This window comes from Sphingobacterium sp. ML3W (assembly GCF_029542085.1).
Classification (GTDB): Bacteria; Bacteroidota; Bacteroidia; order Sphingobacteriales; family Sphingobacteriaceae; genus Sphingobacterium.
Genome location: NZ_CP107036.1, coordinates 4,078,192 through 4,102,944 on the forward strand (window position 1 = coordinate 4,078,192; position 24,753 = coordinate 4,102,944).

At 41.9% G+C, this 24,753-nt stretch carries 16 protein-coding genes, 2 tRNA genes and 3 rRNA genes; 7 read left to right on the forward strand and 14 right to left on the reverse strand.

What is annotated here, in order from left to right; all coding sequences use genetic code 11:
* Window positions 1-42 precede the first annotated feature (42 nt).
* The 8 genes from OGI71_RS17225 to OGI71_RS17260 all read right to left on the reverse strand — a co-directional run bounded on the left by OGI71_RS17225 (window position 43) and on the right by OGI71_RS17260 (window position 9,937).
* Entirely contained in the window at window positions 43-1,449 is a 1,407-nt protein-coding gene (locus OGI71_RS17225; RefSeq protein ID WP_335994604.1) for a Gfo/Idh/MocA family oxidoreductase, read from the reverse strand.
* Between the two features lie 761 nt (window positions 1,450-2,210).
* Window positions 2,211-2,322: ribosomal RNA gene (rrf, locus tag OGI71_RS17230) — 5S ribosomal RNA — on the reverse strand.
* Between the two features lie 146 nt (window positions 2,323-2,468).
* Window positions 2,469-5,350 (reverse strand): 23S ribosomal RNA (locus OGI71_RS17235).
* Window positions 5,351-5,580: 230 nt separating this feature from the next.
* Window positions 5,581-5,654 (reverse strand) — tRNA-Ala (locus OGI71_RS17240).
* Between the two features lie 97 nt (window positions 5,655-5,751).
* Window positions 5,752-5,828: transfer RNA gene (locus OGI71_RS17245), tRNA-Ile, on the reverse strand.
* Between the two features lie 122 nt (window positions 5,829-5,950).
* Window positions 5,951-7,478: ribosomal RNA gene (locus tag OGI71_RS17250) — 16S ribosomal RNA — on the reverse strand.
* The 16S, 23S and 5S rRNA genes sit together here with 2 tRNA genes alongside, the layout of an rRNA operon.
* Before the next feature lie 143 nt (window positions 7,479-7,621).
* A complete protein-coding gene (locus tag OGI71_RS17255; protein ID WP_282250517.1) occupies window positions 7,622-7,906 on the reverse strand; it encodes a hypothetical protein in 285 nt (94 codons plus the stop codon).
* Window positions 7,907-8,767: 861 nt separating this feature from the next.
* Window positions 8,768-9,937, reverse strand: coding sequence for an acyl-CoA dehydrogenase family protein (locus OGI71_RS17260; protein WP_282250518.1), 1,170 nt, complete (start codon window positions 9,935-9,937; stop codon window positions 8,768-8,770).
* A 130-nt stretch (window positions 9,938-10,067) separates the two neighbouring features.
* Between OGI71_RS17260 and OGI71_RS17265 the strand changes: the two genes are divergently transcribed.
* Together OGI71_RS17265 and lat are read left to right on the forward strand one after the other, a co-directional pair.
* The gene (locus tag OGI71_RS17265; protein ID WP_282250520.1) at window positions 10,068-11,597 is read left to right on the forward strand and encodes an aldehyde dehydrogenase family protein; all 1,530 of its coding nucleotides are present in this window, start codon (window positions 10,068-10,070) and stop codon (window positions 11,595-11,597) included.
* A 19-nt stretch (window positions 11,598-11,616) separates the two neighbouring features.
* Window positions 11,617-12,903: an L-lysine 6-transaminase gene (gene lat / locus OGI71_RS17270; RefSeq protein ID WP_282250521.1), complete on the forward strand. Its 1,287-nt coding sequence runs from the start codon at window positions 11,617-11,619 to the stop codon at window positions 12,901-12,903.
* Between the two features lie 71 nt (window positions 12,904-12,974).
* Here lat and OGI71_RS17275 read toward each other — a convergent pair whose 3' ends face one another.
* The 3 genes from OGI71_RS17275 to OGI71_RS17285 form a co-directional block, all read right to left on the reverse strand.
* The gene (locus OGI71_RS17275; RefSeq protein ID WP_282250522.1) at window positions 12,975-13,769 is read right to left on the reverse strand and encodes a suppressor of fused domain protein; all 795 of its coding nucleotides are present in this window, start codon (window positions 13,767-13,769) and stop codon (window positions 12,975-12,977) included.
* Between the two features lie 47 nt (window positions 13,770-13,816).
* Window positions 13,817-14,266 (reverse strand): energy transducer TonB, encoded by a 450-nt coding sequence (locus OGI71_RS17280; protein WP_282250523.1) that lies wholly within the window; start codon window positions 14,264-14,266, stop codon window positions 13,817-13,819.
* Window positions 14,267-14,338: 72 nt separating this feature from the next.
* The gene (locus tag OGI71_RS17285) at window positions 14,339-15,322 is read right to left on the reverse strand and encodes a hypothetical protein (protein ID WP_282250525.1); all 984 of its coding nucleotides are present in this window, start codon (window positions 15,320-15,322) and stop codon (window positions 14,339-14,341) included.
* Window positions 15,323-15,475: 153 nt separating this feature from the next.
* Between OGI71_RS17285 and OGI71_RS17290 the strand changes: the two genes are divergently transcribed.
* The 4 genes from OGI71_RS17290 to OGI71_RS17305 are packed head-to-tail and all read left to right on the forward strand — an operon-like array spanning window position 15,476 to window position 17,651.
* Window positions 15,476-15,982, forward strand: a complete 507-nt coding sequence (locus OGI71_RS17290; protein WP_120261913.1) for a helix-turn-helix domain-containing protein — start codon at window positions 15,476-15,478, stop codon at window positions 15,980-15,982.
* Between the two features lie 4 nt (window positions 15,983-15,986).
* The gene (locus OGI71_RS17295) at window positions 15,987-16,349 is read left to right on the forward strand and encodes a hypothetical protein (protein WP_257094470.1); all 363 of its coding nucleotides are present in this window, start codon (window positions 15,987-15,989) and stop codon (window positions 16,347-16,349) included.
* Between the two features lie 4 nt (window positions 16,350-16,353).
* Window positions 16,354-16,734, forward strand: a complete 381-nt coding sequence (locus OGI71_RS17300) for a hypothetical protein (protein ID WP_282250531.1) — start codon at window positions 16,354-16,356, stop codon at window positions 16,732-16,734.
* 26 nt (window positions 16,735-16,760) lie between these two features.
* Window positions 16,761-17,651 carry a TIGR01777 family oxidoreductase gene (locus OGI71_RS17305; RefSeq protein WP_282250532.1) on the forward strand — a complete coding sequence of 297 codons (891 nt, stop codon included), beginning with the start codon at window positions 16,761-16,763 and terminating at the stop codon, window positions 17,649-17,651.
* Between the two features lie 38 nt (window positions 17,652-17,689).
* Here the strand turns inward: OGI71_RS17305 and OGI71_RS17310 are convergent, their stop codons facing one another.
* Together OGI71_RS17310 and OGI71_RS17315 are read right to left on the reverse strand one after the other, a co-directional pair.
* Complete coding sequence (locus OGI71_RS17310) at window positions 17,690-19,801, reverse strand: type IA DNA topoisomerase (protein ID WP_282250535.1); 2,112 nt, start codon at window positions 19,799-19,801, stop codon at window positions 17,690-17,692.
* Between the two features lie 169 nt (window positions 19,802-19,970).
* On the reverse strand, window positions 19,971-21,329 hold the full coding sequence (locus OGI71_RS17315; RefSeq protein ID WP_282256147.1) for a deoxyguanosinetriphosphate triphosphohydrolase: 1,359 nt from the start codon (window positions 21,327-21,329) through the stop codon (window positions 19,971-19,973).
* Between the two features lie 139 nt (window positions 21,330-21,468).
* On the opposite strand from OGI71_RS17315, the gene OGI71_RS17320 reads away from it, so the two are divergent.
* Window positions 21,469-22,527 (forward strand): aldose epimerase family protein, encoded by a 1,059-nt coding sequence (locus tag OGI71_RS17320; protein ID WP_282250537.1) that lies wholly within the window; start codon window positions 21,469-21,471, stop codon window positions 22,525-22,527.
* A gap of 115 nt (window positions 22,528-22,642) precedes the next feature.
* Here OGI71_RS17320 and argH read toward each other — a convergent pair whose 3' ends face one another.
* Window positions 22,643-23,974: an argininosuccinate lyase gene (gene argH, locus OGI71_RS17325; RefSeq protein ID WP_282250538.1), complete on the reverse strand. Its 1,332-nt coding sequence runs from the start codon at window positions 23,972-23,974 to the stop codon at window positions 22,643-22,645.
* Window positions 23,975-24,753: the final 779 nt, after the last annotated feature.

Sequence of the window (24,753 nt, forward strand, 5' to 3'; positions counted from 1 at the left end):
AATAAAATGCTCCCCTTTCAATTATTGACTTAGATGCGCAATTTATACATCCAATTGTACATTTTCTTTTTTCGTATTTTTTGAGCGAATAGGTGTATTACCTCCACCATTTAAGGTGATATCCACCGGGTTATTATTTTTCCATGCACCTTTTGTAAAATCTGGTACTGCTACCGTTTTACAGTTCTTTTCAACAGACTCAAAACTTAATGGCACAATACAACTCCATGAAGCAGCGTCATAGACATCTTGGTCTAACGGCAACCCGTTACGTAGACAGTCGATTAGGCGCCAATCCATCATAAAGTCCATACCTCCGTGACCACCAACTTCTTTGGCTTTATCACCGATGTATTTCACTAATTCTGGTGTATATTTATCATATAATTCTTTGAGTTTTTCCTCTTTAATGAATTCATGACCAAAAGCAATATTCTCAGTTGGGTATTTTTGGGCAAAACCTTTTGTACCGCTTAACGTATGTAGTCTTGAATATGGTCTAGGCGAGGTCACATCATGTTGTAGCATAATTGTTTTACCCTTCGCGGTGCGAATTAGCGTCGTATTCATGTTGCCACGGTATTTCTTCCCAACAAATTCCTGAAAGAACGAATCTTTTCCAGCGAGTTCCTTAGCCTTCTCTCCCATCATAAAATCATTGGACGACATCGCCACAAGGTGATCCATCTTGTCTCCTCTATTTATATTTAAACACTGTGCTACAGGCCCAAGTCCGTGAGTTGGATATAGATTACCATTGTATTTAATATTTTCCCTTAGGCGCCACATATTATCATAACCATTCTTTGAGAAATTCAAGTCCAATAAATCGTGGATATAAGCACCTTCACCATGGATTAATTCACCAAATAAACCTTGGCGGGCCATATTCAATGTCAACATCTCGAAAAAATCATAGCAGCAATTCTCTAACATCATACAATGTTTTTTTGTTGCCTCAGATGTCTTGACCACCTCCCAACAATCCTTTATTGTTAATGCAATTGGCACTTCACAAGCCACATGGTTACCCGCTTTCATCGCTGCGATACTCATTAGTGCGTGGTAGTCCCAAGGTGTACAGATATAGACCAGATCCAACTTTTCTTCCTTCAATAATGACTTCCAGCCATCTTCTCCAGAATAAGACTTTGCAGCTTTCAAACCTTTTGAGGTAAGAATTTTCTGCGCTTTATCTACGCGCTCTGAATGTTTATCACAAAGCGCAACGATTTCGCAACCTTCGATAAAAGATAGTCGTTCGACTGCACCGGGACCACGCATCCCTAATCCGATTACAGCCACTCTCACTTTATCAATTTTGGGTGCGGCATAACCACTCATATTAAATGCTTCTGCAGTCGCATTTGCATTAACCAAAGTAGGAAGTGAAACAGCCAATGATGATAAAATCCCGGCCTTTTTTAAAAAATCTCTTCTAGAATCCATAATTTAAAGTTCATGTAAATTTAAAGGGACCAAAATGGTCCCTCTAAAAAATCACCTATTTTAAAACAAACTAAACAGTCAATAAGAAAAATCCATTTGGATTTGGATTTATACTTGGTTCTAACTAAAGAACTTAATCTCTATAACAATAATATAACACTTTTCTCGAAATAAAAAATCAAACTTTAAAGCAATCGTTTGTTTAATCTACACAAACGATTGCTTAATTTATTATAATCATAATTTTTTCACCAAAACTGTGGCTGTTAGATAAATACACGATTTCAATTTTACAGTAAAATCTTAAAGGACATATACTCAAGATGATAAGTTTATTACTCCTTTATACTAGAGATCTCCGTTGCAAAGTATTCATTTTCTGGGGTTATCACTAGTCGGATCAGAAATCACTTGCAGGACATCTGAGCATCCAGTAATTTGGCTACCCAATCCAATCATCAAGCCCACTTTCGTTTATGATCGAGTCTAATATTCAGCAGCCCACTTCTATTGAGGAAAGAATCATATAGCAGGTTCATTCGGCAAAGATCATTATGTGAACCGTTGCAATAACGCAGTGGTAGGATCCGAATTTAGGCAGCAGGCAGGGGTGTTTAACATTCATGCAACATGTAAATAAATGGTATTCGGAGCATTATCCCAGTGGGCTTTGTGGCCGCGCCATTGCTCTCTGGAACCTTTTGGGAAGTCTGTAAACGCAAGAAGCCCTTGACTGTTTCCAGCAAGGGCTTCCGTGTAAAAAAAGGCACCGACCTACTCTCCCACCTGTTACGGCAATACCATCGGCTCTGGCGGGCTTGACTGCTCTGTTCGGAATGGGAAGAGGTAGACACCGCCGATATAGGCACCTAAAGATCTTGTATAGTATCAAGTTTTAGATAGCAGTATGTAGACTTTCCTGTGAAAGTTTATACCCATCTTATAGCTTAAACCATAATGACATATATATTGAAAGATTAATTCAAAAATTAAAGAGGAAGACAACAGTGTCTGTCTGCTTGAGAAAGCTTCGGGCTATTAGTACCACTTGGCTTTGGTCTCTCAACCTTTACACCTATGGCCTATCAACGTAGTCATCTCCTACGACCCTATAAGGAAGTCTCATCTCGTGGCTAGTTTCGCACTTAGATGCTTTCAGCGCTTATCTATTCCAGACGTAGCTACCCTGCCGTACACCTGGCGGCATAACAGGTTCACCAGAGGTCTGTCCAACCCGGTCCTCTCGTACTAAGGTCAGATCCACTCAAACTTCCAACGCCCACAACAGATAGGGACCGAACTGTCTCGCGACGTTCTGAACCCAGCTCGCGTGCCACTTTAATGGGCGAACAGCCCAACCCTTGGGACCTTCTCCAGCCCCAGGATGTGACGAGCCGACATCGAGGTGCCAAACCTCCCCGTCGATATGAGCTCTTGGGGGAGATCAGCCTGTTATCCCCAGCGTACCTTTTATCCTTTGAGCGATGGCCCTTCCATACAGAACCACCGGATCACTATGTCCGTCTTTCGACCCTGTTCGACTTGTTGGTCTCACAGTCAAGCAAGCTTATGCCATTGCACTCCACGTACGGTTACCAAGCGTACTGAGCTTACCTTTGAAAGCCTCCGTTACCTTTTTGGAGGCGACCACCCCAGTCAAACTACCCACCAAACAATGTCCTCCTCATAAAGGAGTTAGAAACCGAATACAGAAAGGGCGGTATTTCAAGGTTGATTCCACGACTCCTGGCGAAGCCGCTTCAACATCTCCCGCCTATCCTACACATCCTGTACCCAATCTCAATGTTAAGCTATAGTGAAGGTGCATGGGGTCTTTCCGTCCCGTTGCGGGTAATCGGCGTCTTCACCGATACCACAATTTCACCGAGCTCATGGCTGAGACAGCGCCCAGATCGTTACACCATTCGTGCAGGTCGGAACTTACCCGACAAGGAATTTCGCTACCTTAGGACCGTTATAGTTACGGCCGCCGTTTACTGGGGCTTCGATTCAATGCTTCTCTTACGATGACATCCCCTCTTAACCTTCCAGCACCGGGCAGGTGTCAGGCCTTATACCTCATCTTGCGATTTTGCAAAGCCATATGTTTTTGTTAAACAGTCGCCTGGGCCTTTTCACTGCGGCTGCTCTTACGAGACAGCGCCCCTTCTCCCGAAGTTACAGGGCCATTTTGCCGAGTTCCTTAGCCATGACTCACTCGAGCACCTTAGGATTCTCTCCTCGACCACCTGTGTCGGTTTGCGGTACGGGTCTTCATAACCTGAAGCTTAGCGGGTTTTCTTGGAAGTCTGTTTACCTGCTCTATCAGCGCCACCGGAGCTTTGCTGTACTATTGGGGTTCAGCAGGGTCGGCGGATTTGCCTACCGTCCCTATACCTACGCCTTTCAACGAACTATTCCGTCAGTTCGCGGCAGTGTCACTACTCCGTCACCACATCGCAGTTATGAAGAGTACTGGAATATTAACCAGTTGTCCATCGGCTTGCCCCCTTCGGGTGCGCCTTAGGTCCCGACTGACCCTGATCCGATTAACGTTGATCAGGAAACCTTGGTCTTTCGGTGGGCGGGTTTCCCACCCGCCTTATCGTTACTTATGCCTACATTTGCTTTTCCATACGGTCCAACACCCATTACCAGATATCTTCGCCCCATATGGAATGCTCCCCTACCAGATGCATATCTTTCAATGCAAATCCATAGCTTCGGTACCGTTCTTGATGCCCGTTTATTATCCACGCCCGGCCGCTCGACTAGTGAGCTGTTACGCACTCTTTAAATGAATGGCTGCTTCCAAGCCAACATCCTAGCTGTCTGGGCAACCGGACCTCGTTAGTTCAACTTAGAACGAATTTGGGGACCTTAGCTGATGGTCTGGGTTCTTTCCCTCTCGGCCTTGGACCTTAGCACCCAAAGCCTCACTGCCGGCCATATTTAATAGCATTCGGAGTTCGTCTGGATTTGGTAGGATTTGACTCCCCCGCACCCAATCGGTAGCTCTACCTCTATTAAACTCGATGCCGACGCTGTTCCTAAAAACATTTCGGGGAGTACGAGCTATTTCCCAGTTTGATTGGCCTTTCACCCCTACCCTCAGGTCATCCGGAAACTTTTCAACGTTTATCGGTTCGGTCCTCCATTACATGTTACTGCAACTTCAACCTGCCCAAGGGTAGATCACAAGGTTTCGCGTCTACCTCATCTGACTATGCGCCCTATTAAGACTCGCTTTCGCTTCGGCTGCGTCCCTGAAGGACTTAACCTTGCCAGACAAGAGTAACTCGTAGGCTCATTATGCAAAAGGCACGCTGTCACAGAACTTGTCTGCTCCAACCGCTTGTAAGCACACGGTTTCAGGTTCTTTTCACTCCCCTGTTCGGGGTTCTTTTCACCTTTCCCTCACGGTACTGGTTCACTATCGGTCTCTCAGGAGTATTTAGCCTTACCAGATGGTGCTGGTGGATTCCCACAGGATTTCTCCGGTCCCGCGGTACTCAGGATACCACTATGCCAATATTCTTTACCTGTACGGGGCTCTCACCCTTATCGCGCAGTTTCCCACCTGCTTCCAGTTCATAGCATTGTACAATATCGTGGTCCTACAACCCCGACTATGCCGTAACATAATCGGTTTGGGCTCTTTCCCGTTCGCTCGCCACTACTTGGGAAATCATTGTTATTTTCTTCTCCTACGCCTACTTAGATGTTTCAGTTCAGCGCGTTCGCGTATCATACGACTATTCTTCAAATAGTCAGGTTGCCCCATTCGGAAATCTCTGGATCAAGTCGCATTTGCCAATCCCCAAAGCTTATCGCAGCTTATCACGTCCTTCTTCGCCTCTGAGAGCCTAGGCATCCCCCGTGTGCCCTTATTTACTTTCTTCACCGGCATAGCCTTTTGCTACTATGCGGCTGCTTGTGATATATATACCCGTATGCTACGTAAAGATTCGTTCGGCCTTCGACCGAGGGTCTCCTCCCTACATCAAACACATACCAGCATTGTCTCTATACTGTTGTCTTCTCTTGTAATTTTTTTTCTCTTTCAATATGTCAAAGAACTCTTTTTCCGGTTTATATGATATGTATCTGTGATGCATATCCCCGGAGACGTGGAGAATAACGGATTCGAACCGTTGACCCCCTGCGTGCAAGGCAGGTGCTCTAGCCAGCTGAGCTAATTCCCCTTTTTGTTAGACCTGAGATGTTAGACATTAGTCCTTAGATCCCTGTATGTCGCCATCCATTTGTCTAAATACTAGATACTAAATACTCATTACTACCTGGTAGTCCCGAGCAGATTTGAACTGCTGACCCCTACATTATCAGTGTAGTGCTCTAACCAACTGAGCTACGGGACTAGCTATTCTGTTCATCTCTTCTCTCAGGGACCGCTCCATTAGGGGCGGGCACTTTCTTCTGATGTTTTTTCTTCTTTTGCAATCATATGTAACGTGACGAGTACCGATCCGCGATACTCTAGAAAGGAGGTATTCCAGCCGCACCTTCCGGTACGGCTACCTTGTTACGACTTAGCCCCAATTATCGGTTTTACCCTAACACGCTCCTTGCGGTCACATGCTTTAGGTACCCCCAACTTTCATGGCTTGACGGGCGGTGTGTACAAGGCCCGGGAACGTATTCACCGCGTCATTGCTGATACGCGATTACTAGCGAATCCAACTTCATGGGGTCGAGTTGCAGACCCCAATCCGAACTGTGAATGGCTTTTAGAGATTAGCATCATATTGCTATGTAGCTGCCCGCTGTACCATCCATTGTAGCACGTGTGTAGCCCCGGACGTAAGGGCCATGATGACTTGACGTCGTCCCCACCTTCCTCGCTGTTTGCACAGGCAGTCTGTTTAGAGTCCCCACCATTACATGCTGGCAACTAAACATAGGGGTTGCGCTCGTTGCGGGACTTAACCCAACACCTCACGGCACGAGCTGACGACAGCCATGCAGCACCTAGTTTCGTGTCCCGAAGGACGAGACCGTCTCTGATCTCTTCACTAACTTTCAAGCCCGGGTAAGGTTCCTCGCGTATCATCGAATTAAACCACATGCTCCTCCGCTTGTGCGGGCCCCCGTCAATTCCTTTGAGTTTCACCCTTGCGGGCGTACTCCCCAGGTGGATAACTTAACGCTTTCGCTAAGACGCTGGCTGTCTATCGCCAACATCGAGTTATCATCGTTTAGGGCGTGGACTACCAGGGTATCTAATCCTGTTCGATCCCCACGCTTTCGTGCATCAGCGTCAATACCAGCTTAGTGAGCTGCCTTCGCAATCGGAGTTCTAAGACATATCTATGCATTTCACCGCTACTTGTCTTATTCCGCCCACTTCAAATGGATTCAAGCCCATCAGTATCAAAGGCACTGCGATGGTTGAGCCACCGTATTTCACCCCTGACTTAATAGGCCGCCTACGCACCCTTTAAACCCAATAAATCCGGATAACGCTCGGATCCTCCGTATTACCGCGGCTGCTGGCACGGAGTTAGCCGATCCTTATTCTTCCAGTACATTCAGCTCTCTACACGTAAAGAGGTTTATTCCTGGACAAAAGCAGTTTACAACCCATAGGGCAGTCATCCTGCACGCGGCATGGCTGGTTCAGGCTTCCGCCCATTGACCAATATTCCTTACTGCTGCCTCCCGTAGGAGTCTGGTCCGTGTCTCAGTACCAGTGTGGGGGATTCTCCTCTCAGAGCCCCTAGACATCGTCGCCTTGGTAGGCCGTTACCCTACCAACTAGCTAATGTCACGCGAGCCCATCTCTATCCTATAAATATTTAATAATCTCCCGATGCCGGAAAATTATATTATGCGGTCTTAATCTCTCTTTCGAGAGGCTATCCCCCTGATAGAGGTAGGTTGCTCACGCGTTACGCACCCGTGCGCCACTCTCACCAATGATAGCAAGCTACCACCGGATCCCGTCCGACTTGCATGTATTAGGCCTGCCGCTAGCGTTCATCCTGAGCCAGGATCAAACTCTCCATTGTAAAATGAAGTTTTTGATTCCAACTATTTACATAATCAGAATTCTTTTTTTATATCTCTGATCTTGGATCGAATTGAACTAATTCTTGAATTTGTTCATGACTTTCGTTTTGCCTACTCGTCACGCTTACATGATTGTGTTTTCTTAAAGAACTTCTCTCGCTTCAACTTCCGTATCCGCTATATTCCGATGGCATTGCGCCCTCTTTATCTTTTTTCTGTCTCCCTCCGTTTCCGTTGGGACTGCAAAGGTAGAAATCTTTTTTGAAATACCAAAAAACTTTTGAAGTTTTTTTTCTTTTCCTTTTTTTCGATTTCCGCGCCTAACTCCCGTCAGACCCTTCTTTTTTTCATGATCCCTTCTTTCGAAGTAACCGTCCCTCCCTTGCGGAGTGGTGCAAAGATAGGATCTTTTTATAATCACTTCCAAGCCTTTTGTTCTTATTTATTTCAATATGTCTGTAACTCGCTGGGAACTTGGCGGATTGTTTTTCCGGAGCAGGCCGTTCAGGGTGCTGTCAGGGTAAGAATAGGGCCGTGAGGTGGAAACCGGGGCACAAAGGACAGAATAACACGATAATATGGAGACTGCCGGAAAGGGACACATTAATCCGTACTTCAGCACTGGAATGGGAACCGGCAGACTGCAGGAACGCTCATGGACGGAAAGATGGCCGGGGTTTTTAGTCAGATCGCCTATGGACAACAGGTTTATAACTCATGGACAAGTTATGCTTTTACCTAGGTTTTAGTTAGGTTTTGTTTAGGTATAGTTTAGGTTTTGTTGAGGTATAAGCTAAATTATACCTAGCTAATAGCTAGCTTATTTCTACTGTATTGCTAAGTTAATGATGGACTTGTTCATAATAACGAGCAGCAATGAGGAGCCATGGACAGTGTCCGATGATTCGGTCCTCCTTTGGGAGAAGCAATATAGATACAGTACGATCAGCAGCTGCACCAACAGAATCTAAGAACTAAAAGGGATATAACAGCGACCAATCCTTGTTATGCCTATCTATAACGTTAGGACATCCGAACGAAAATTCTTTTAAGGACACAAATAGTCTCACCGTCTCGGAGATAAATAAGATTCAATCAACGGAAAACACGAAACATATGGAGTAGGATAAACGTGGCGCAGCTATCGTCTTTTTCTCAAAAACGATAGCTGCGCCACGTGAATTAAATAAGATATCAGAGACAAGAACACGAAATCATGAACAAAACATCGTATTGTTATTAACAATTTTGAATAAGATGATGTCCCATATTTGGTTTGCACTCAGGTTTAGGAAAACGCATTGAGCCCAGTAATATCCTGCCCAGTGATCAATAAATGAATATCATGTGTACCTTCATAAGTAATAACCGACTCAAGATTCATCATATGTCGCATAATTGGAAAATCCCCAACAATGCCCATTCCTCCCAAAATCTGCCGGGATTCACGCGCAATCTGTAAAGCCATATTCACATTATTCCGTTTGGCCATCGAAATTTGCTGTGGGGTTGCTTTCCCTTCATTCTTTAAAAGCCCCAAACGCCAGGACAACAACTGAGCTTTCGTAATTTCTGTCAGAAATTCAGCCAATTTTTTCTGTTGCAACTGAAACCCGCCAATCGGTCGGTCAAATTGTTGACGTTCCAGAGCATATTGAACAGCCGTTTCATAACAGTCGATCGCCGCTCCTATCACACCCCAAGATATTCCATACCGTGCAGAATTCAAACAAGAAAGCGGCCCACGCATCGAGTTTACCTCAGGCAATACATTTTCAGCGGGAATAAAGACATCATGAAAAACCAGCTCGCCAGTTTTAGAAGCTCGTAAAGACCACTTATGTAATGTTTCCGGTGTTTCAAAACCATCCATTCCACGTTCAACAATTACCCCTCGCACTTTTCCCGCCTCATCACGTGCCCAAACTACAGCAAGATCACATACTGGTGAGTTTGTAATCCACATCTTAGCACCGTTCAATAAAAAACCACCATTACTCGCTGTCAATCGCGTTTCCATCCCTCCGGGGTCAGAACCGTGGTTCGGTTCGGTTAAACCAAAAGAGCCCACAAGGTCCCCGGAAGCAAGTCCCGGCAAATATTTACGGCGTTGCTCCTCGCTGCCATAGGTATATATCGGATACATCACCAAAGAAGATTGCACCGAAGCAGCCGAACGAACCGCAGAATCACCGGCCTCCAATTCCTGCATAATCAAACCATAAGAAATCTGATCTAATCCCGCACCACCATATTCTACTGGAATATAAGGACCTAAAGCACCTATTGCACCAAGTTTGGGCATCAACCCTGCTATGGCCTGATGTGCCTGTGCTGCATCTTCTATAACTGGTTTTATCTCTGACCGAACAAAATCCCGAACAGCACGACGGACAAGCTTGTGCTCCTCCGATAAAAGGTCATCCACTTGAAAATAATCAACATTTATTTGTTTCATAATCGTATAGTCTACATTAGCTTATCTAAGATAATAAAATATTTTCAAAATGAACAATATTCACACATAACTTGTTTAACAGAATTTTATTCCCTATATTTAATATATTCCACGAATAAAATAAACCATTATGATAAAAAAAGAACTTAAAATACTCGGCATAACATCCCAGAATTTAGGCTCGTCAACAGGGCAAAAGTGGTTTTCTGGTGGTGAGGTATTCGTATCCCTATCTCCTGTAGATGGAAAACTCATTGCAAAAGTGTCTGGTAGCAGCCAGAAGGATTATGAGACAGTCATCGGTGATGCTCAAAACGCATTCAAAGCATGGCGACTTATCCCCGCTCCCAAGAGAGGAGACATTATCCGTCAACTAGGCGATAAATTACGAGAATTGAAACCGACACTCGGAAAATTAGTCTCCTATGAGATGGGAAAATCCTATCAAGAAGGCATGGGGGAAGTACAAGAAATGATTGACATCTGTGACTTCGCGCTGGGGCTATCCCGACAACTCTATGGCAATACCATTCATTCCGAACGTCCCGGCCATCGCATGTATGACCAATACCATCCTTTAGGTGTAGTCGGTATTATTACCGCCTTTAATTTCCCTGTAGCCGTTTGGGCATGGAATACAGCCATCGCTTTGGTTTGCGGAAACACAGTCGTATGGAAACCCAGTGAGAAAACGCCACTATGTGCCATTGCCTGCCAAAAACTATTAGCAGAAATCCTCCATAACAATGGATTACCTGAAGGTATCTCCAACCTGGTCATGGGCGACAAAGAAGTCGGTGAATGGCTTGCTGCTGACAACCGCATCTCCTTGGTGTCGGCAACAGGATCAACACGGATGGGAAAAGAAGTTGCTGTTACTGTCGCACAACGCCTGGGCAAAACGCTCTTGGAACTTGGCGGCAACAATGCGATTATTGTTACCCCAGATGCGGACCTCAACATGACAATCATCGGCGCCGTATTTGGTGCCGTGGGAACAGCAGGACAACGCTGCACCAGTACACGACGACTGATTATCCATGAGAGTATCTACGACAAAGTCAAGAAGCAACTGACAAAAGCCTATGGTCAATTAAAAATTGGCGACCCTTTGGACACGAAAAATCATGTAGGACCATTGATTGATAAAGCCGCTGTAAAATCATACTTAAACGCACTAGACAAAATTAAAACACAAGGGGGAAAACTTCTTATTAAAGGAAAAGTACTAGAAGGCAAAGGTTACGAAAGTGGTTGCTATGTACAGCCCGTTATCGCCGAAGTCGAAAATCATTATGAGATCGTGCAACACGAAACTTTCGCTCCAATTCTATATTTAATAAAGTATCAAAGCGACATAGACAATGCTATCGCCTTGCAAAATGGTGTCAGCCAAGGCCTGTCCTCAGCTGTGATGACAAACAATCTGAGAGAAGCCGAACTATTTCTCAGCGCCGCCGGATCGGATTGTGGCATAGCAAACGTCAATATCGGTACCTCAGGTGCAGAAATCGGTGGGGCCTTTGGCGGAGAAAAAGATACCGGAGGTGGTAGAGAATCTGGTTCGGATGCATGGAAAGCATATATGCGTCGCCAGACAAATACCATTAATTACACAACAGACTTACCATTGGCACAAGGTATAAAATTTGATTTATAAACCATTCAGATTCGAAATTATGAGCAACGTACATGAAAGACTAAGTAAACATATATTGGCAGACGGGTTTCCACTGGTCATGGATATGGAAAAATCGCACGGCTCTTATGTTGTCGATGAAAATGGGGACGAATACCTGGATATGTTTAGCATGTTTGCCTCTATGGCTGTTGGCTATAACCATCCCCATTTGGTCAAGCATCGTGAGTTTCTGGGCAAGATGGCAGTCAACAAGCCTGCTATATCGGACATCTACCCCAAAGAATTCGCAGATTTTGTGGATACCTTCGACCGTGTGGCAATACCAAAAGAACTCCCCTATGCATTTTTTATTTCCGGTGGAGCACTGGCCGTGGAAAATGCATTGAAAGCAGCCTTTGACTGGAAAACTAGACTTAATTTCGCTCAGGGCATACAAAAAGAAGCGAGTCAGGTCATACATTTTAAACAGGCTTTTCATGGTAGATCGGGCTATACTCTCTCCTTAACAAATACGCAGGATCCCCGAAAGTACATGTATTTTCCAAAGTTCAATTGGCCTCGTATTGTAAATCCCAAATTAACGTATCCACTAACGTCAGAAAATATCAGCCAAACAATAACCGTAGAGGAGAGGGCAATCGCAGAAATCAATCAGGCCATCCACGACAATCCCAACGATATTGCCTGCATTATCATTGAGCCAATACAGGGCGAGGGTGGAGACAATCATTTTCGAAAAGAATTTTTCCAACACCTGCGTCAGATCTGCGACAAGAATGAAATTCTCCTGATTTTCGATGAAGTACAGACAGGGCTGGGTATTACCGGAAAAATATGGGCTTATCAACATTATGATATTATACCGGATGTACTTGCTTTTGGTAAGAAAGCTCAAGTTTGTGGGATATTAGCGAACAAGGAAAAATTTGATCAAGTGGAACATCATGTGTTCAAAGAATCCAGCCGGATCAACTCCACCTTTGGGGGAGATTTTATAGACATGCTCCGCTTTAAACTAATTCTTGAAGTGATCGAACAGGAAAATCTCTTGGCGAATGCTGCTGAAAAAGGAACTTATCTTAAGAGTAAACTACAGAAAGTTATGAAAGATAGGCCGCAACTCAGCAATTTAAGGGGTGAAGGGTTATTTGTAGCGCTGGATTTTGATTCCGCAGATTCCCGTAACGAATTTATCAAAAGGGCTTATGCCAACAAATTGATCATGCTGGGCTGTGGTGAAAAAAGTATACGATTCAGACCGCATCTTAATATCAACAAGGAGGATATTGATAAAACGATTATGATCATCGAAAACAGTCTATAAAAAAATGCAGTACTATCGGTGACTAATCCACAAATAGTACTGCATTTATTGAACAATATTGACCAAGGTCATTATTTTCTACAAACATTTGGACGATCTATGTCCACAAGTTCTGATATTCCATATTCATCAAAAAGATCCAATAGAGCATCTGTTCCTTCTTCCAGTTTGAAATCCATCTCTTCCTTATAAACCGGAATCATTGCATAGAAATTAATGATATTGCCATCTTTTGTTTTAAGTTCTAAAAATTCCTCATCAAAGCTCAACATCGGAGGCAATAGGAGCATACAGCCAAAACCGGTATTTGCTATTTCTTCGGCCTCCATCCCATTAGGAATAGTATGACCATAGCCTAACCATGTTTTATACTCATGTGGAAAACGCGCTAACCTTTTCAAAAAGTAAACTGGCCAGTAGTTGTTATCATCCTGAAACTCTTCATCGCCTATTTTCCAATCAGCAGGAAGAACAACCATTAACTCGGCACGCTCATAGGCTTCCTTATCGTCTATTTCCTCTGGAACATTCATGGGAAGGTCGCTCATACCAGAAGTTACCAGGATATTGTATGGATAGTTCGCACTAGGCTTTATCCAGTGTACATCAATATGCACCAATTCGGATATAATTTCGTGAAAGACCAGATCTGGTTCAGCGATATATTTTGTCAAATGCTCCTCTATCTCTTCAAGATACACACATTGTACCTCAGGGAATAGATCTTTCGGATCTTTTTCCTCAGGCTGACTTTCATAACGATATATAGTCGAACCTCCGGCAGTAATTTCAACATCTTTCTTTTCAGTGGAAGATTCGTCCTCTCCCCCGCTCATGATTTTTTTGACTTTATCCCAAAATGACATATGAAGTGAATAAATGGTTAATTTTCTAAATTACATTTGCATTTCAATTATTCAAGAACAGCGACTACTGGCTGCCGAAATTTTGTTTTGACTGGCTTTCCCTTGACTAAAGCTGGCATCCACTGCGGTGATTTCCGCATCGCCGCCAATACGGCTTTTGCAAATTCAGGGCTTACATTCTCCCGATTCTCAATTTCAATATTACAAATAGCTCCATCTTCACAAACGATAAAATTAAGAATCGCTGTTTGTTTGGGGCCATACTTTACGTAAGCGACACTATCCATAGCACCCACGGTACGTGTCAGATCGAGGTTATTTTGCAAGAATCTTGACCATGCCCTTATCCCACCCTTAAAATAAGGAAAATCATCCACATTTTGGACTAGACTATCTGCAGGAATATTACGAACAGCAGCAGTCTGCGCCTGTGAAGTCAAACAAACGATAAAAAGCAGAACTGTCGAAACAGTAATTTTAAATTTTGGTGAATACATAGCCTATCCCATCCATAATCATACCATTTTAACGCGTATTTGGACCAACTTATTACTTTACTTTCTTCAGATTCAATTTAGGGGCATATCAACATCCGTGATAAAAGCACCTTGATCATCCAGCAAAAAGCTAATTGGTTGTTCTGGATTTTTAATAATTTCGAACAAGGTCAAACCCCAGGGTTTCCAGAAATTTTCCAGTACCTGACCGTAGGTCTTATTCTGCCAATGATCAAATATAGGTTTCATAGACATATCCGCTAACGGCATAGGTTCAACATAGACTTTCTGAGGTGTATTTAAATAGGTGTAATCCGGCAGGCGGTTAAAAAGATAAGCAGAGTAGAAATAGCGCGCACACAACTCTTCAAACTGTATGGGGTGAAGCTTTTTCCCTGCAATCGTCTTCAATATGTCTTCATGATAGATATTGTTTGTTGCATTATCCTGAAGGCAAGCAATAACCGCAAAATCTTTCATTCGAATAGAAAAAATAAGAGTATTTATTTCATCACGATACATAAAAGTATCAGGCGCATTTTCTACTGGAACTACAACAAGGGAAAATGGGAAAGTATTTTCAAATTCCATCGGAACGACCAACGACTGCAACATGGCGTGCAAGTTGGTAAAACGTTGCGCCAAAGCCTGCGAAAAGTTCATGTCTTCACCTGAAGCTTTCTGCTGACGGATTCCAGCAAGAATTTCGTTATAGACAACGCCATAGATGATTTTTGTCATCCATTGAAAAAGTAGCAAAGGATCTACTTGGCTGACCGCTTCGTAGCCCTGCTCAAATGATTGCTCAACGGCACGTTCCATTTGTTCTATTGCTTCAGCTGTATCAATCGAACATGGAAGCTTGAGTGACTTATAAGTCACTAGATTCTCATCCAACATTTTGAAAGGCTTATCTTCCAATTGAAAAGATTTCATCATCCAAATAGGAAAGACCTGGATGCTCTCCTCCTCAGACTGAAGTTTATTGCCTGTTAAAAAACAAATAGTTGGATCAAACTGAAATTGTTTGAATGGATTATACAAAGTTGTTGCCATAATGCCAGCAAAGTTAATACAAATCAAAAAGGACACAAGAAAAGGAAAACCTTATTACGATATGGTGACTTGTTTATTGAATTTATTTTATTTTCAGAAATTTTTGAAAATTCAAAAACTATATATAAATTTGAGTAAGAAATAAAAATGAAGATGGAATTACAAGAAGCAAAACAGCAATTTATAGATACTTGGGGAGCCTTGGGTTCCGAATGGGGGATCAACAAATCCGTTGCTCAGGTACATGCATTACTCCTTTCTGCGAGCAACCCCATGTCTACAGACGAAATCATGGAGAAGCTGGTTATCTCCAGAGGTAATGCCAACATGAGTATCCGTCAATTGGTCGATTATGGTATTGTTTACAAAAAACATATTGCAGGAGACCGAAAGGAATATTTCGTTGCGGAGAAAGACGTATTAAAATGGGCGATGAAAATTGCTGTTATGCGCAAGCAAAAAGAACTTGATCCGGTCATGGATATTCTCAGAGAAATCAGCAAAAATACCGAGAAAGATAAAACGCCAGAAGGCAAGGAGTTTCATAAGACGGTAAAAGATATCCAGGTATTAACAGATCAACTCGAAACCATCGCAAACAAACTATTCAATACCAGCGGCGGGGATCTGTTACTAAAATTGATCAAACTAATGATGTAATCTTATGAACTTTAATATCCTTGCTTACGCAATATATGGCTTGCTAACCTGCTACATTATCCTTTGGGTAGGTCGCTTGTTTCACAAAAATGGGCGGATTTTTATTCTTTCGTTGTTTAAGAACAACGTTGCTCTAACAGACACGACAAACAATCTATTGCTTATGGGATATTATTTGCTCAATATTGGTTATGCTGTCATTCAATTCAGTTACTGGAAACAAATCCAAACATTTGAGGATCTGATCAGCAGTATTGCATTAAAAACAGGAACATTATTATTTGTACTTGTCTGCATGCATTACTTTAATATGCTTGGCATCTATTTCTTCGCTAAAAAGACAAATTCATTCACTATTAAATCATAATATCATGGGAAATCTAACAGTTATCGGGTATTTTATTTATCTACCCATTGCAATTGCACTGACCTATTATGTTGCGTATGTGCTTTTCAAAAATAGTATCGTGTACATGAATGATATTTTTGCGGGGCGACCGGAAGTCGCCAATGCGACAAACAATCTTTTCCGGATTGGTTTCTACCTCATGAACCTAGGATTTGCTTTGTATATCCTCGAGATCAGCTTATATGAACCGAGTGTACAGGCACTCATTGAGCGGCTCAGTTATAAAATCGGTGGATTCAGCATTTATTTAGGTGTCATGCTTTTTCTGAATATGTTTCTATTCTTCCGGGGCAAAAGAATCGCAAAACAAAGAAGAAATATGCCAGCAACAATTAACGAGTAAAACAGATCTCTAAAAATGGTATTATCATGCCTAAAATAGTTATTGCAGGTGGAACAGGTTTTGTCGGACAATATCTTTCCAAAAGATTCCAAAGAATGGGATATCAGGTGATCCTCGTTGGCAGACAGAAAGGAAATATACCCTGGACCGATACGGATGGCATTTCAGCCGCACTTGAACATGCTGAAATGTTGATCAACCTCGCGGGCAAGTCCGTCAATTGTCGCTACAATGCCAGCAACAAAGCACAAATATTTTCTTCAAGAACAGAGACCACAAGTATTTTAGGTAAGGCAATTGAAAATTGCAGCCATCCTCCTATTCTTTGGTTAAATGCAAGCACTGCAACAATCTACCGTCATGCAGAGGATCGACCAATGACTGAAAGTAGCGGTGAGATCGGAACGGGATTTTCCATCGAGGTCGCAAAGAAATGGGAGAAGACATTTTTCGATTTCCACTTACCCCATACCAGACAGGTGGCTCTTCGGATGGCTATTGTCCTAGGCGCTGATGGTGGTGTTATACAACCTTTTAAAAATCTTGTTCGCTTCGGTTTAGGTGGAATACAAGGCAACGGTGATCAATATTTTAGCTGGATACATATTGAAGATCTATTCCAGATTATCTTATTTATACAAAAACATCATGAAATAGATGGCATCATAAATTGTGCTGCCCCCAATCCGATTACGAATAAAACCTTTATGGGGACTTTTCGAAGCGTCATGCATCGAAAAATTGGTCTCCCCTCACCGAAATGGTTGTTGGAAATAGGTGCTTTGTTGATCGGGACGGAAACTGAACTTTTATTGAAAAGTCGTTGGGTAATACCAGAAAGATTAACGGAACTTGGTTTTACATTTCAATTTCCAACGATTGAAAGGGCTTTAGACGATATTTTAATTTTGAAATAAACGGAAACGATGCTAGCTACAACGTGGGATAGGCCGACCTATCCCACGTTAACTTTAAAGTTTTCGAATACCAGTGGAGCATTTACAATAGCGCCCTCATTGTTTTTAACACCCTTAAACTCCGAGGTTTTTCCTTTTTCCAAAAGATTCTTCATTTCTTTTTCTTCCAGAAAAATACCGTTCAATGTTCGCCAGATCTTAAAATCACAACCGCGGGCATAGTGATCACATTGTGCCACCCGATCATATAGGAGGATTAAGCCTTTCTCACATTTAGGACATTTGATTTTCCCTTTTTGTTGTGGTTTGACTTCCTCTTGCGCCAATGAAATTCGCAGTGTCAATAATTCTTTGGTAATTTTCGCTGTGTAGTCCTTTATATGTTTCATAAAAACATCATAAGAAACCTTATTGGCCCGCATTTCCTCCAGCTTTTGCTCCCATTTTCCAGTCAATGTTACCTTCGCAATCGAACGATCTTTAACTAGGTTATACACAGCCAGTCCTTTTTCAGTCGGAATCAGTTTTTTCTTATCCCGTTTGATATAGTCGCGCTGAAAAAGTGTCTCTATCGTGGCCGCACGGGTAGCTGGTGTTCCCAAACCGCAGTCTTTCATCGCCTGACGCATTTCATCGTCTTCAATTTCTTTACCGGATGTTTCCATCGCTTTTAAGAGGGAAGCTTCGGTATGAATCGGACGTGCCTTGGTAAAACGTTCAGCAAGTTCCAAAGTCAATATTTGCAGTAATTCCTCAGCCAGCAATTTAGGTAACTGCGCATTCTCATTGTCTTGGTCATCGTTGTTCTTATCTTCATCTGGAGCTTCTATCTGCTCGGCAGAAAGACGCCAGCCGTACTGTTTGATGACCGTCCCTTTTGCGATCAGCTCGACACCTTGCGCATCTATCGTAACTGTGGTGATATCCTTGATACAGACTTCCGAGAAACTCTCGACCATACGCTTAGCAATCATGTTGTAAATATTTTGCTGTTCTTTCAACATATGACCGGGCTTTTCATCGGTAACCAACAGCGCATGGTGATCTGTTACCTTTTTGTCATCAACAGAACGCTTATTTAACTTTGCTCCTATTAAATTCTTGGCAATAGATGCAATAGATTCCTCTGCATGATCCGAGAGATGCTGAAAAAGCGCTTCGATCTGTTCGAAAACATCCTCACCAATATAACGGGATCCGGTACGGGGATAGGTAATAACCTTTTTCTCGTAAAGCGTCTGCGCAATACTCAGGGTTTGGTCGGCTGAGTAACCATATTTTTTGTTCGCATCCTGTTGAAGGGAGGTTAAGTCAAATAATAAAGGAGGTTGTTCCTTTGTCTCTTTGGCCTCTACTTTTGCAACACGCGCATTTGTCCCAACAGTCAATCGGGCGATTGTCTGTTCGGCAACATCTTTTTTATCTATTTTATTTGAAGTGGCTTTAAAGCTGATATTATCTTTCTCAAAGCCTGCCTGTATTTTATAAAATGCCTGCGGCTTAAAATCTTTATTTTCGAGGTATCGCGAGCAGATCATCGCCAAAGTAGGTGTCTGTACTCTTCCCAAAGAAAGAAGTCCTTTGTTGCCTGCAGCCAAAGTGATCGCCTGTGTGGCATTGATCCCGATCAACCAATCCGATTCTGATCTCGATCGGGCAGACATGTATAAACTATCGTATTCAGTACCCTCTTTTAAGTTCGCAAAACCTTCTTTAATGGCCTTATCTGTCTGACTTGAAATCCAAAGCCGTTTAAACGGCACCTTTGAACCCAGGAAGTAATATATATTACGAAAGATAAGCTCACCTTCCCGTCCGGCATCTGTCGCTACAATAATTTCTTCGGCCTGTTCTAATAGTGACTTTATTGTATTGAGCTGTTTGACCGCACCAGTATCATCCATCTGCTTTCCATCCCGTTTGACTTTCTTCGATTCCAGTTTAAAATTTGCAGGTATGATGGGAAGATTGGAAATAGTCCAGCTATTATAACCGTAAGCCTGAGGCGTACACAATTGAACCAAATGACCAAAAGCATAGGTAAAAGCATAGCCATTTCCGGCGATATAGCCATCTTTGACTTCCTTCGCTCCCATCACACGGGCCAGATCACGAGCCACGGAGGGCTTTTCAGCTATTACAACCTTCATTTTAGAGTATTGAGATTTGAATATTGAGATTTGAGACGCAACATGTGCATGCTCTTAGCTTATCGAGTACTTTCATTTTTACTTTGACAAGATAACTTACAAAAGTAAGCATGATCTTAATAAATCGATAACCAGGATCACATGTTAACAAACTAAATTGTTCGCAAACCTATTCGATACTCGGAATTGTTATTCCTTTAATCTTACGATAGAGTTCGATGGCATATACATCGGTCATTCCAGAAACAAAATCCAGCACAGAACGGATTTTGGAATAGGAGTCCTGTTTGTCTGTATAAAACTGCTCCGGAATCAAAGCGACTAATTTCTTGTCGTAATTATTTTTGTTCTTTTTAAGGTATGCTGGTACAAACTCTTTCAACAGGGCATCCATAACACGATAGCCTGCAATCTCAATCTGGACTACAGTTGGCGCATTATAGATCTTCGCTATAGAAATTTTTGAGATCTTGTTCATTTGCTTTACAATACTGTCATCCAGTGCATCCATTAATGCGGATGAAAAAGTCCCAGATAAAAATTGCTCTTGTTCACGAACAAATACATCAACACAACCCTTGATCAGGGTGTTGATCGCCTTAGCCCGCAATAGTGCCACGCGACTCGGTGTATCCAGCAAACCGTCCAATCGGTCACGAAGATTTTCGGAACCACATAATGGCAACAAAAGTTCTTCTACTTCTTGGTAGGATAATATTTTCAGATGATGTGCATCCTCTAAATCAATGATATTATAACAGATATCGTCGGCAGCTTCTACAAGATACACCAAGGGATGTCTCAAATAACCCTTGGGATTGGAAGGATCTCTTAGTAGCCCTAACTCGTCCGCAATTTTCTCAAAAGCTTTTTGCTCCTCTGTAAAAAAACCATATTTTTTGCGATGGTGGCTTTTTTTGACATGCCCATCAATAGCTAAACACGGATATTTCACAATAGATGCCAATGAGGTATAGGTCAAGGCAAATCCTTTTGGATCTTTTCCCTGAAAAGCGTGAGTCAAAATCCGCAGGGCATTGGCATTGCCTTCAAAATGGGTTAGATCTGCCCATTCTTCGGCTGTTACCTGTTCCTGATATTTCCGTCCATCTCCATCTGTGAAGTAGGTAGATATCGCAGACTCCCCTGAGTGTCCAAATGCAGGGTTCCCCAAATCATGAGAGAGACAAGCCGCTGAGATAATATTTCCAACCTCTTGTAGGAACGGATATTCGGTATCTATATTTGGGTTTTCTTCCTTTAACTGTGCATAGAACATTCGGCCGAGTGAGCGACCTACACTGGCTACTTCCAAACTATGTGTCAACCTATTGTGTACAAACACAGCCCCTGGAAGCGGAAAAACCTGAGTTTTATTCTGTAATCTTCGAAATGGGGAAGAAAAAATCAACCGATCATAATCCCGTTGAAATTCCGATCGAGCCACAAGGTAGCTATCAGCTGTTCTATCTTCATACCCCCAGCGTTTTGCAGAAAGCAAATCTTTCCAGTTCATTTTTTCAGACATAGCGCAAATATACCATTTCTCCAATAATTGGTTTGAACCAAATCTCAAAATGACAAATTTTACAGGCAGCTGTTACCGAGGTCATTTTTATACAGGTAATATTCTGTATCTTTAACTTTCAATACCAATAGGAACAATCATGACTAAATATCAATCACTTATTCCAAAATATTTTGAAGGCATTATAGAGGGAAAAAACACCCATTTACTTTTATTAAAAAATGAGGGTGGTATGCAGGTGCTCTTAACGGATTATGGCGCGCGCATTGTCAGTATCTTAGTCCCCGATAACAAAGGTAATCTGGTTGATGTAGCCCTAGGCTTTGATTCAATACAGGGCTATCTGGAATCAGACGAAAAATACCATGGCTGTACTGCTGGCCGTTTTGCAAACCGTATTGCAAATGGCAAATTTGAAATTAATGGAAATCAGTATACACTTCCTCAAAATAATGGGATCAATTGTTTGCATGGCGGTATCTCAGGCTTCCACGATAAAGTTTGGGATCGCAGAGTGACCTATCAATCCCATGTAGAATTTTACTATGTTTCTAAAGATGGTGAAGAAGGCTTCCCTGGGAATATAAAAGTAATGGTTTCTTATACCCTAACCAGAAACAACGAAATCGTCATCAAATACCACGCGCAATCAGATGCTGACACACATGTTAATTTAACAAATCACACTTATTTCAATCTTGATGGGGAAGGAAGTGGAGATGTATTGCAACAGGTGCTTCAAATAAATTCAGATGAGGTGCTATTTGTTGATGAAAATCAAATACCCAACGCGATCGTACCAGTTGAAGGCACTCCTTTTGACTTTAGAACCCCAAAAAAGATTGCGCAGGATATCACAGAAAATGATGAACAGCTCATCTCGGCCAAAGGTTACGATCATTGTTATGTCAATAATAAACCAATCTCGCAGCCCTGTGCAATGGTCTATTCAAAAAACACAGGAATACAGCTAGATGTATTCACTACCGAGCCAGGCGTGCAGCTTTACACAGGGAATTGGATGACAGGAAACGACATCGGTAAAAGAGGAAATAAATATTTGCCCTATGCGGGATTTTGTCTAGAAACACAGCATTTCCCCGATAGTCCCAATCAAGGGGAATTTCCTTCAACCTTGTTAAAAGCCGGAGCGCAATTTGATTCAGAAACACACTTCAAGTTTTCAATAAAGAAATAACAAGAAAGGACCAAATTCTTTAAGAATTTGGTCCTTTCTCATTGTATTTAAGAGCCTATTCCCCTCAGTGAACACGCATTAATTTCATTCATAGACTCAAGGACACACACCGCTCTTATTTCACCAATTCTTCCAGGGCCTTTTCTACTTTTTCGAATTCGAAAGTCGCTTTCACCTGCTGAAACATGCGCTGAATCTGATCATTACATAGATTCCCAATACTACCTTCATGTGTATGATTTACTTCTTTCGATGGTTTGAAACGTCCCTCATCAATATCAATACCAATAGTCCGATATGCTTCGCGGAAAGGCACGCCTTTGAGCACCTCATTGTTTACAACCTCTACCGAGAATAGATAATCGTATTTGGGATCATCAAGAATATTGTCTTTTACAGAAATATTTGCCAGCATAAACGTAGCTATTTCAAGACATTCATTAAGTGACTTAAATGCTGGGAAGAGATTTTCTTTCAACAGCTGGAGATCTCTGTGATAACCTGAAGGAAGGTTCGTTGTCATCAAAGCAATTTCATTCGGTAAGGCCTGAATTTTATTACAACGGGACCGAATTAGCTCAAATACATCAGGGTTCTTTTTATGTGGCATTATACTGGAGCCCGTTGTCAAATGTGCCGGAAAGGATATAAAACCAAAATTTTGATTGATATATAGACAGACATCCATCGCGAATTTAGCTAGGGTTGCCGCAATAGAACTCATCCCCTGTGCCAGAATACGCTCGGTCTTTCCTCTCCCCATCTGTGCATAAACCACATTATAATTCAAATCTTCAAAGCCCAATAACTGGGTTGTCATCGTTCTATTTAGTGGAAAAGATGAACCATAGCCCGCAGCAGATCCCAGGGGGTTCTTATTACAGACCTTCCATGCAGCTTTCATCATTTCAAGGTCATCCACTAAACTTTCTGCATAGGCGCCAAACCACAAACCAAAGGATGAAGGCATCGCAATTTGAAGATGTGTATATCCCGGAATCAAAACATGCTTATAACGCTCACTAAGTTGAATCAATTCATTGAAGAAAGACTCCGTATTCTGAATAATATTTTGGATTTCGGAACGGAAGTATAATTTCAGATCTACGAGTACCTGATCATTGCGGGATCGACCTGAATGAATTTTTTTACCTGCTTCACCAATACGCTGTGTAAGTAGCATCTCAACCTGTGAATGTACGTCTTCTACCGAATCTTCAATCTGAAAATCCCCTGCTAAAATTTCTTTATAGATATTTTTCAATTCCTTCTGTACCACAACAAGATCTTCATCAGTCATGAGGTTGATACTATTTAACATACGTGTATGCGCCAAAGAGCCCAATACGTCCGCTGCCGCAAGTTGTAGGTCCATCACACGGTCATTACCTACAGTAAATGATTCCACAAATGAATCAACATCTATATTTTTTTGCCAGATTTTCATTAATATATTTTGTTTTATGATAACGAAATTATGATGAGCCGATTATTCATTTCGGTTTAGCTGCTGATCATAGCCCACAATAATTTTCTCTGAATATTTATTTGTATGTCACTACATCCCCGCGTTAAAGACATTTATATGCCTTACGGCGATAAAGTTTTTATATCCAACACGATCATACGCTATATCCGATTTGTTTTTTGCGCATGAAACAATCATAGGCTCATTATACTATCTGCGGTTCTAAAACGATCGATTTGATTACGGATATGTACATCTATTATTAACATGACAAAAATACCAATTGCAAATGGTTATATCAATGCCAAGCTGTTTTAGGTTCAACATTATTCATGGAAAGGGTAAAAAGTAGAATTTTTGACGTAGAAAAAAACCTGTTACAAAAAAAAACAAATGTTAAAAGTTTGTTAAATCGCAATAAACACATTTTATAAGTAACCACTCACTTTATTTTTAAAACTTATTTTGTCAGTTTTTTAAGTATTCCTATGTTTGTAGTGTAAGGGAGATGAAAAAATAAAAGCCGGTAAGGTTAGTAAATACTTACCACTTTAAATACACCGAATTTTAGAACCAAATATGATAGACCCCAACGTCTTAAAACTTGCAAGAAATTACCTAACCAATTGTGAATCGAAATTTAAAGGCACGTCAAACCAAGATGTGCCTTTTTTCGTATTCATACCACTGGAGTTAGTCAACATGTAGCGTATATTCTTGCCTAAAATACTTATCTTTGTGTATCATATTGAGAATAT

Bases quoted from the DNA above. Each gene is read 5' to 3' on its own strand.
- OGI71_RS17225 (WP_335994604.1), bottom strand. From the start codon at position 1,449: ATGGATTCTAGAAGAGATTTTTTAAAAAAGGCCGGGATTTTATCATCA.
- argH (WP_282250538.1), bottom strand. From the start codon at position 23,974: ATGAAAATCTGGCAAAAAAATATAGATGTTGATTCATTTGTGGAATCA.
- OGI71_RS17315 (WP_282256147.1), bottom strand. From the start codon at position 21,329: ATGTCTGAAAAAATGAACTGGAAAGATTTGCTTTCTGCAAAACGCTGG.
- OGI71_RS17265 (WP_282250520.1), top strand. From the start codon at position 10,068: ATGATAAAAAAAGAACTTAAAATACTCGGCATAACATCCCAGAATTTA.
- OGI71_RS17300 (WP_282250531.1), top strand. From the start codon at position 16,354: ATGGGAAATCTAACAGTTATCGGGTATTTTATTTATCTACCCATTGCA.
- OGI71_RS17320 (WP_282250537.1), top strand. From the start codon at position 21,469: ATGACTAAATATCAATCACTTATTCCAAAATATTTTGAAGGCATTATA.
- OGI71_RS17305 (WP_282250532.1), top strand. From the start codon at position 16,761: ATGCCTAAAATAGTTATTGCAGGTGGAACAGGTTTTGTCGGACAATAT.
- OGI71_RS17280 (WP_282250523.1), bottom strand. From the start codon at position 14,266: ATGTATTCACCAAAATTTAAAATTACTGTTTCGACAGTTCTGCTTTTT.
- OGI71_RS17310 (WP_282250535.1), bottom strand. From the start codon at position 19,801: ATGAAGGTTGTAATAGCTGAAAAGCCCTCCGTGGCTCGTGATCTGGCC.
- OGI71_RS17275 (WP_282250522.1), bottom strand. From the start codon at position 13,769: ATGTCATTTTGGGATAAAGTCAAAAAAATCATGAGCGGGGGAGAGGAC.
- OGI71_RS17290 (WP_120261913.1), top strand. From the start codon at position 15,476: ATGGAATTACAAGAAGCAAAACAGCAATTTATAGATACTTGGGGAGCC.
- lat (WP_282250521.1), top strand. From the start codon at position 11,617: ATGAGCAACGTACATGAAAGACTAAGTAAACATATATTGGCAGACGGG.
- OGI71_RS17260 (WP_282250518.1), bottom strand. From the start codon at position 9,937: ATGAAACAAATAAATGTTGATTATTTTCAAGTGGATGACCTTTTATCG.
- OGI71_RS17285 (WP_282250525.1), bottom strand. From the start codon at position 15,322: ATGGCAACAACTTTGTATAATCCATTCAAACAATTTCAGTTTGATCCA.
- OGI71_RS17295 (WP_257094470.1), top strand. From the start codon at position 15,987: ATGAACTTTAATATCCTTGCTTACGCAATATATGGCTTGCTAACCTGC.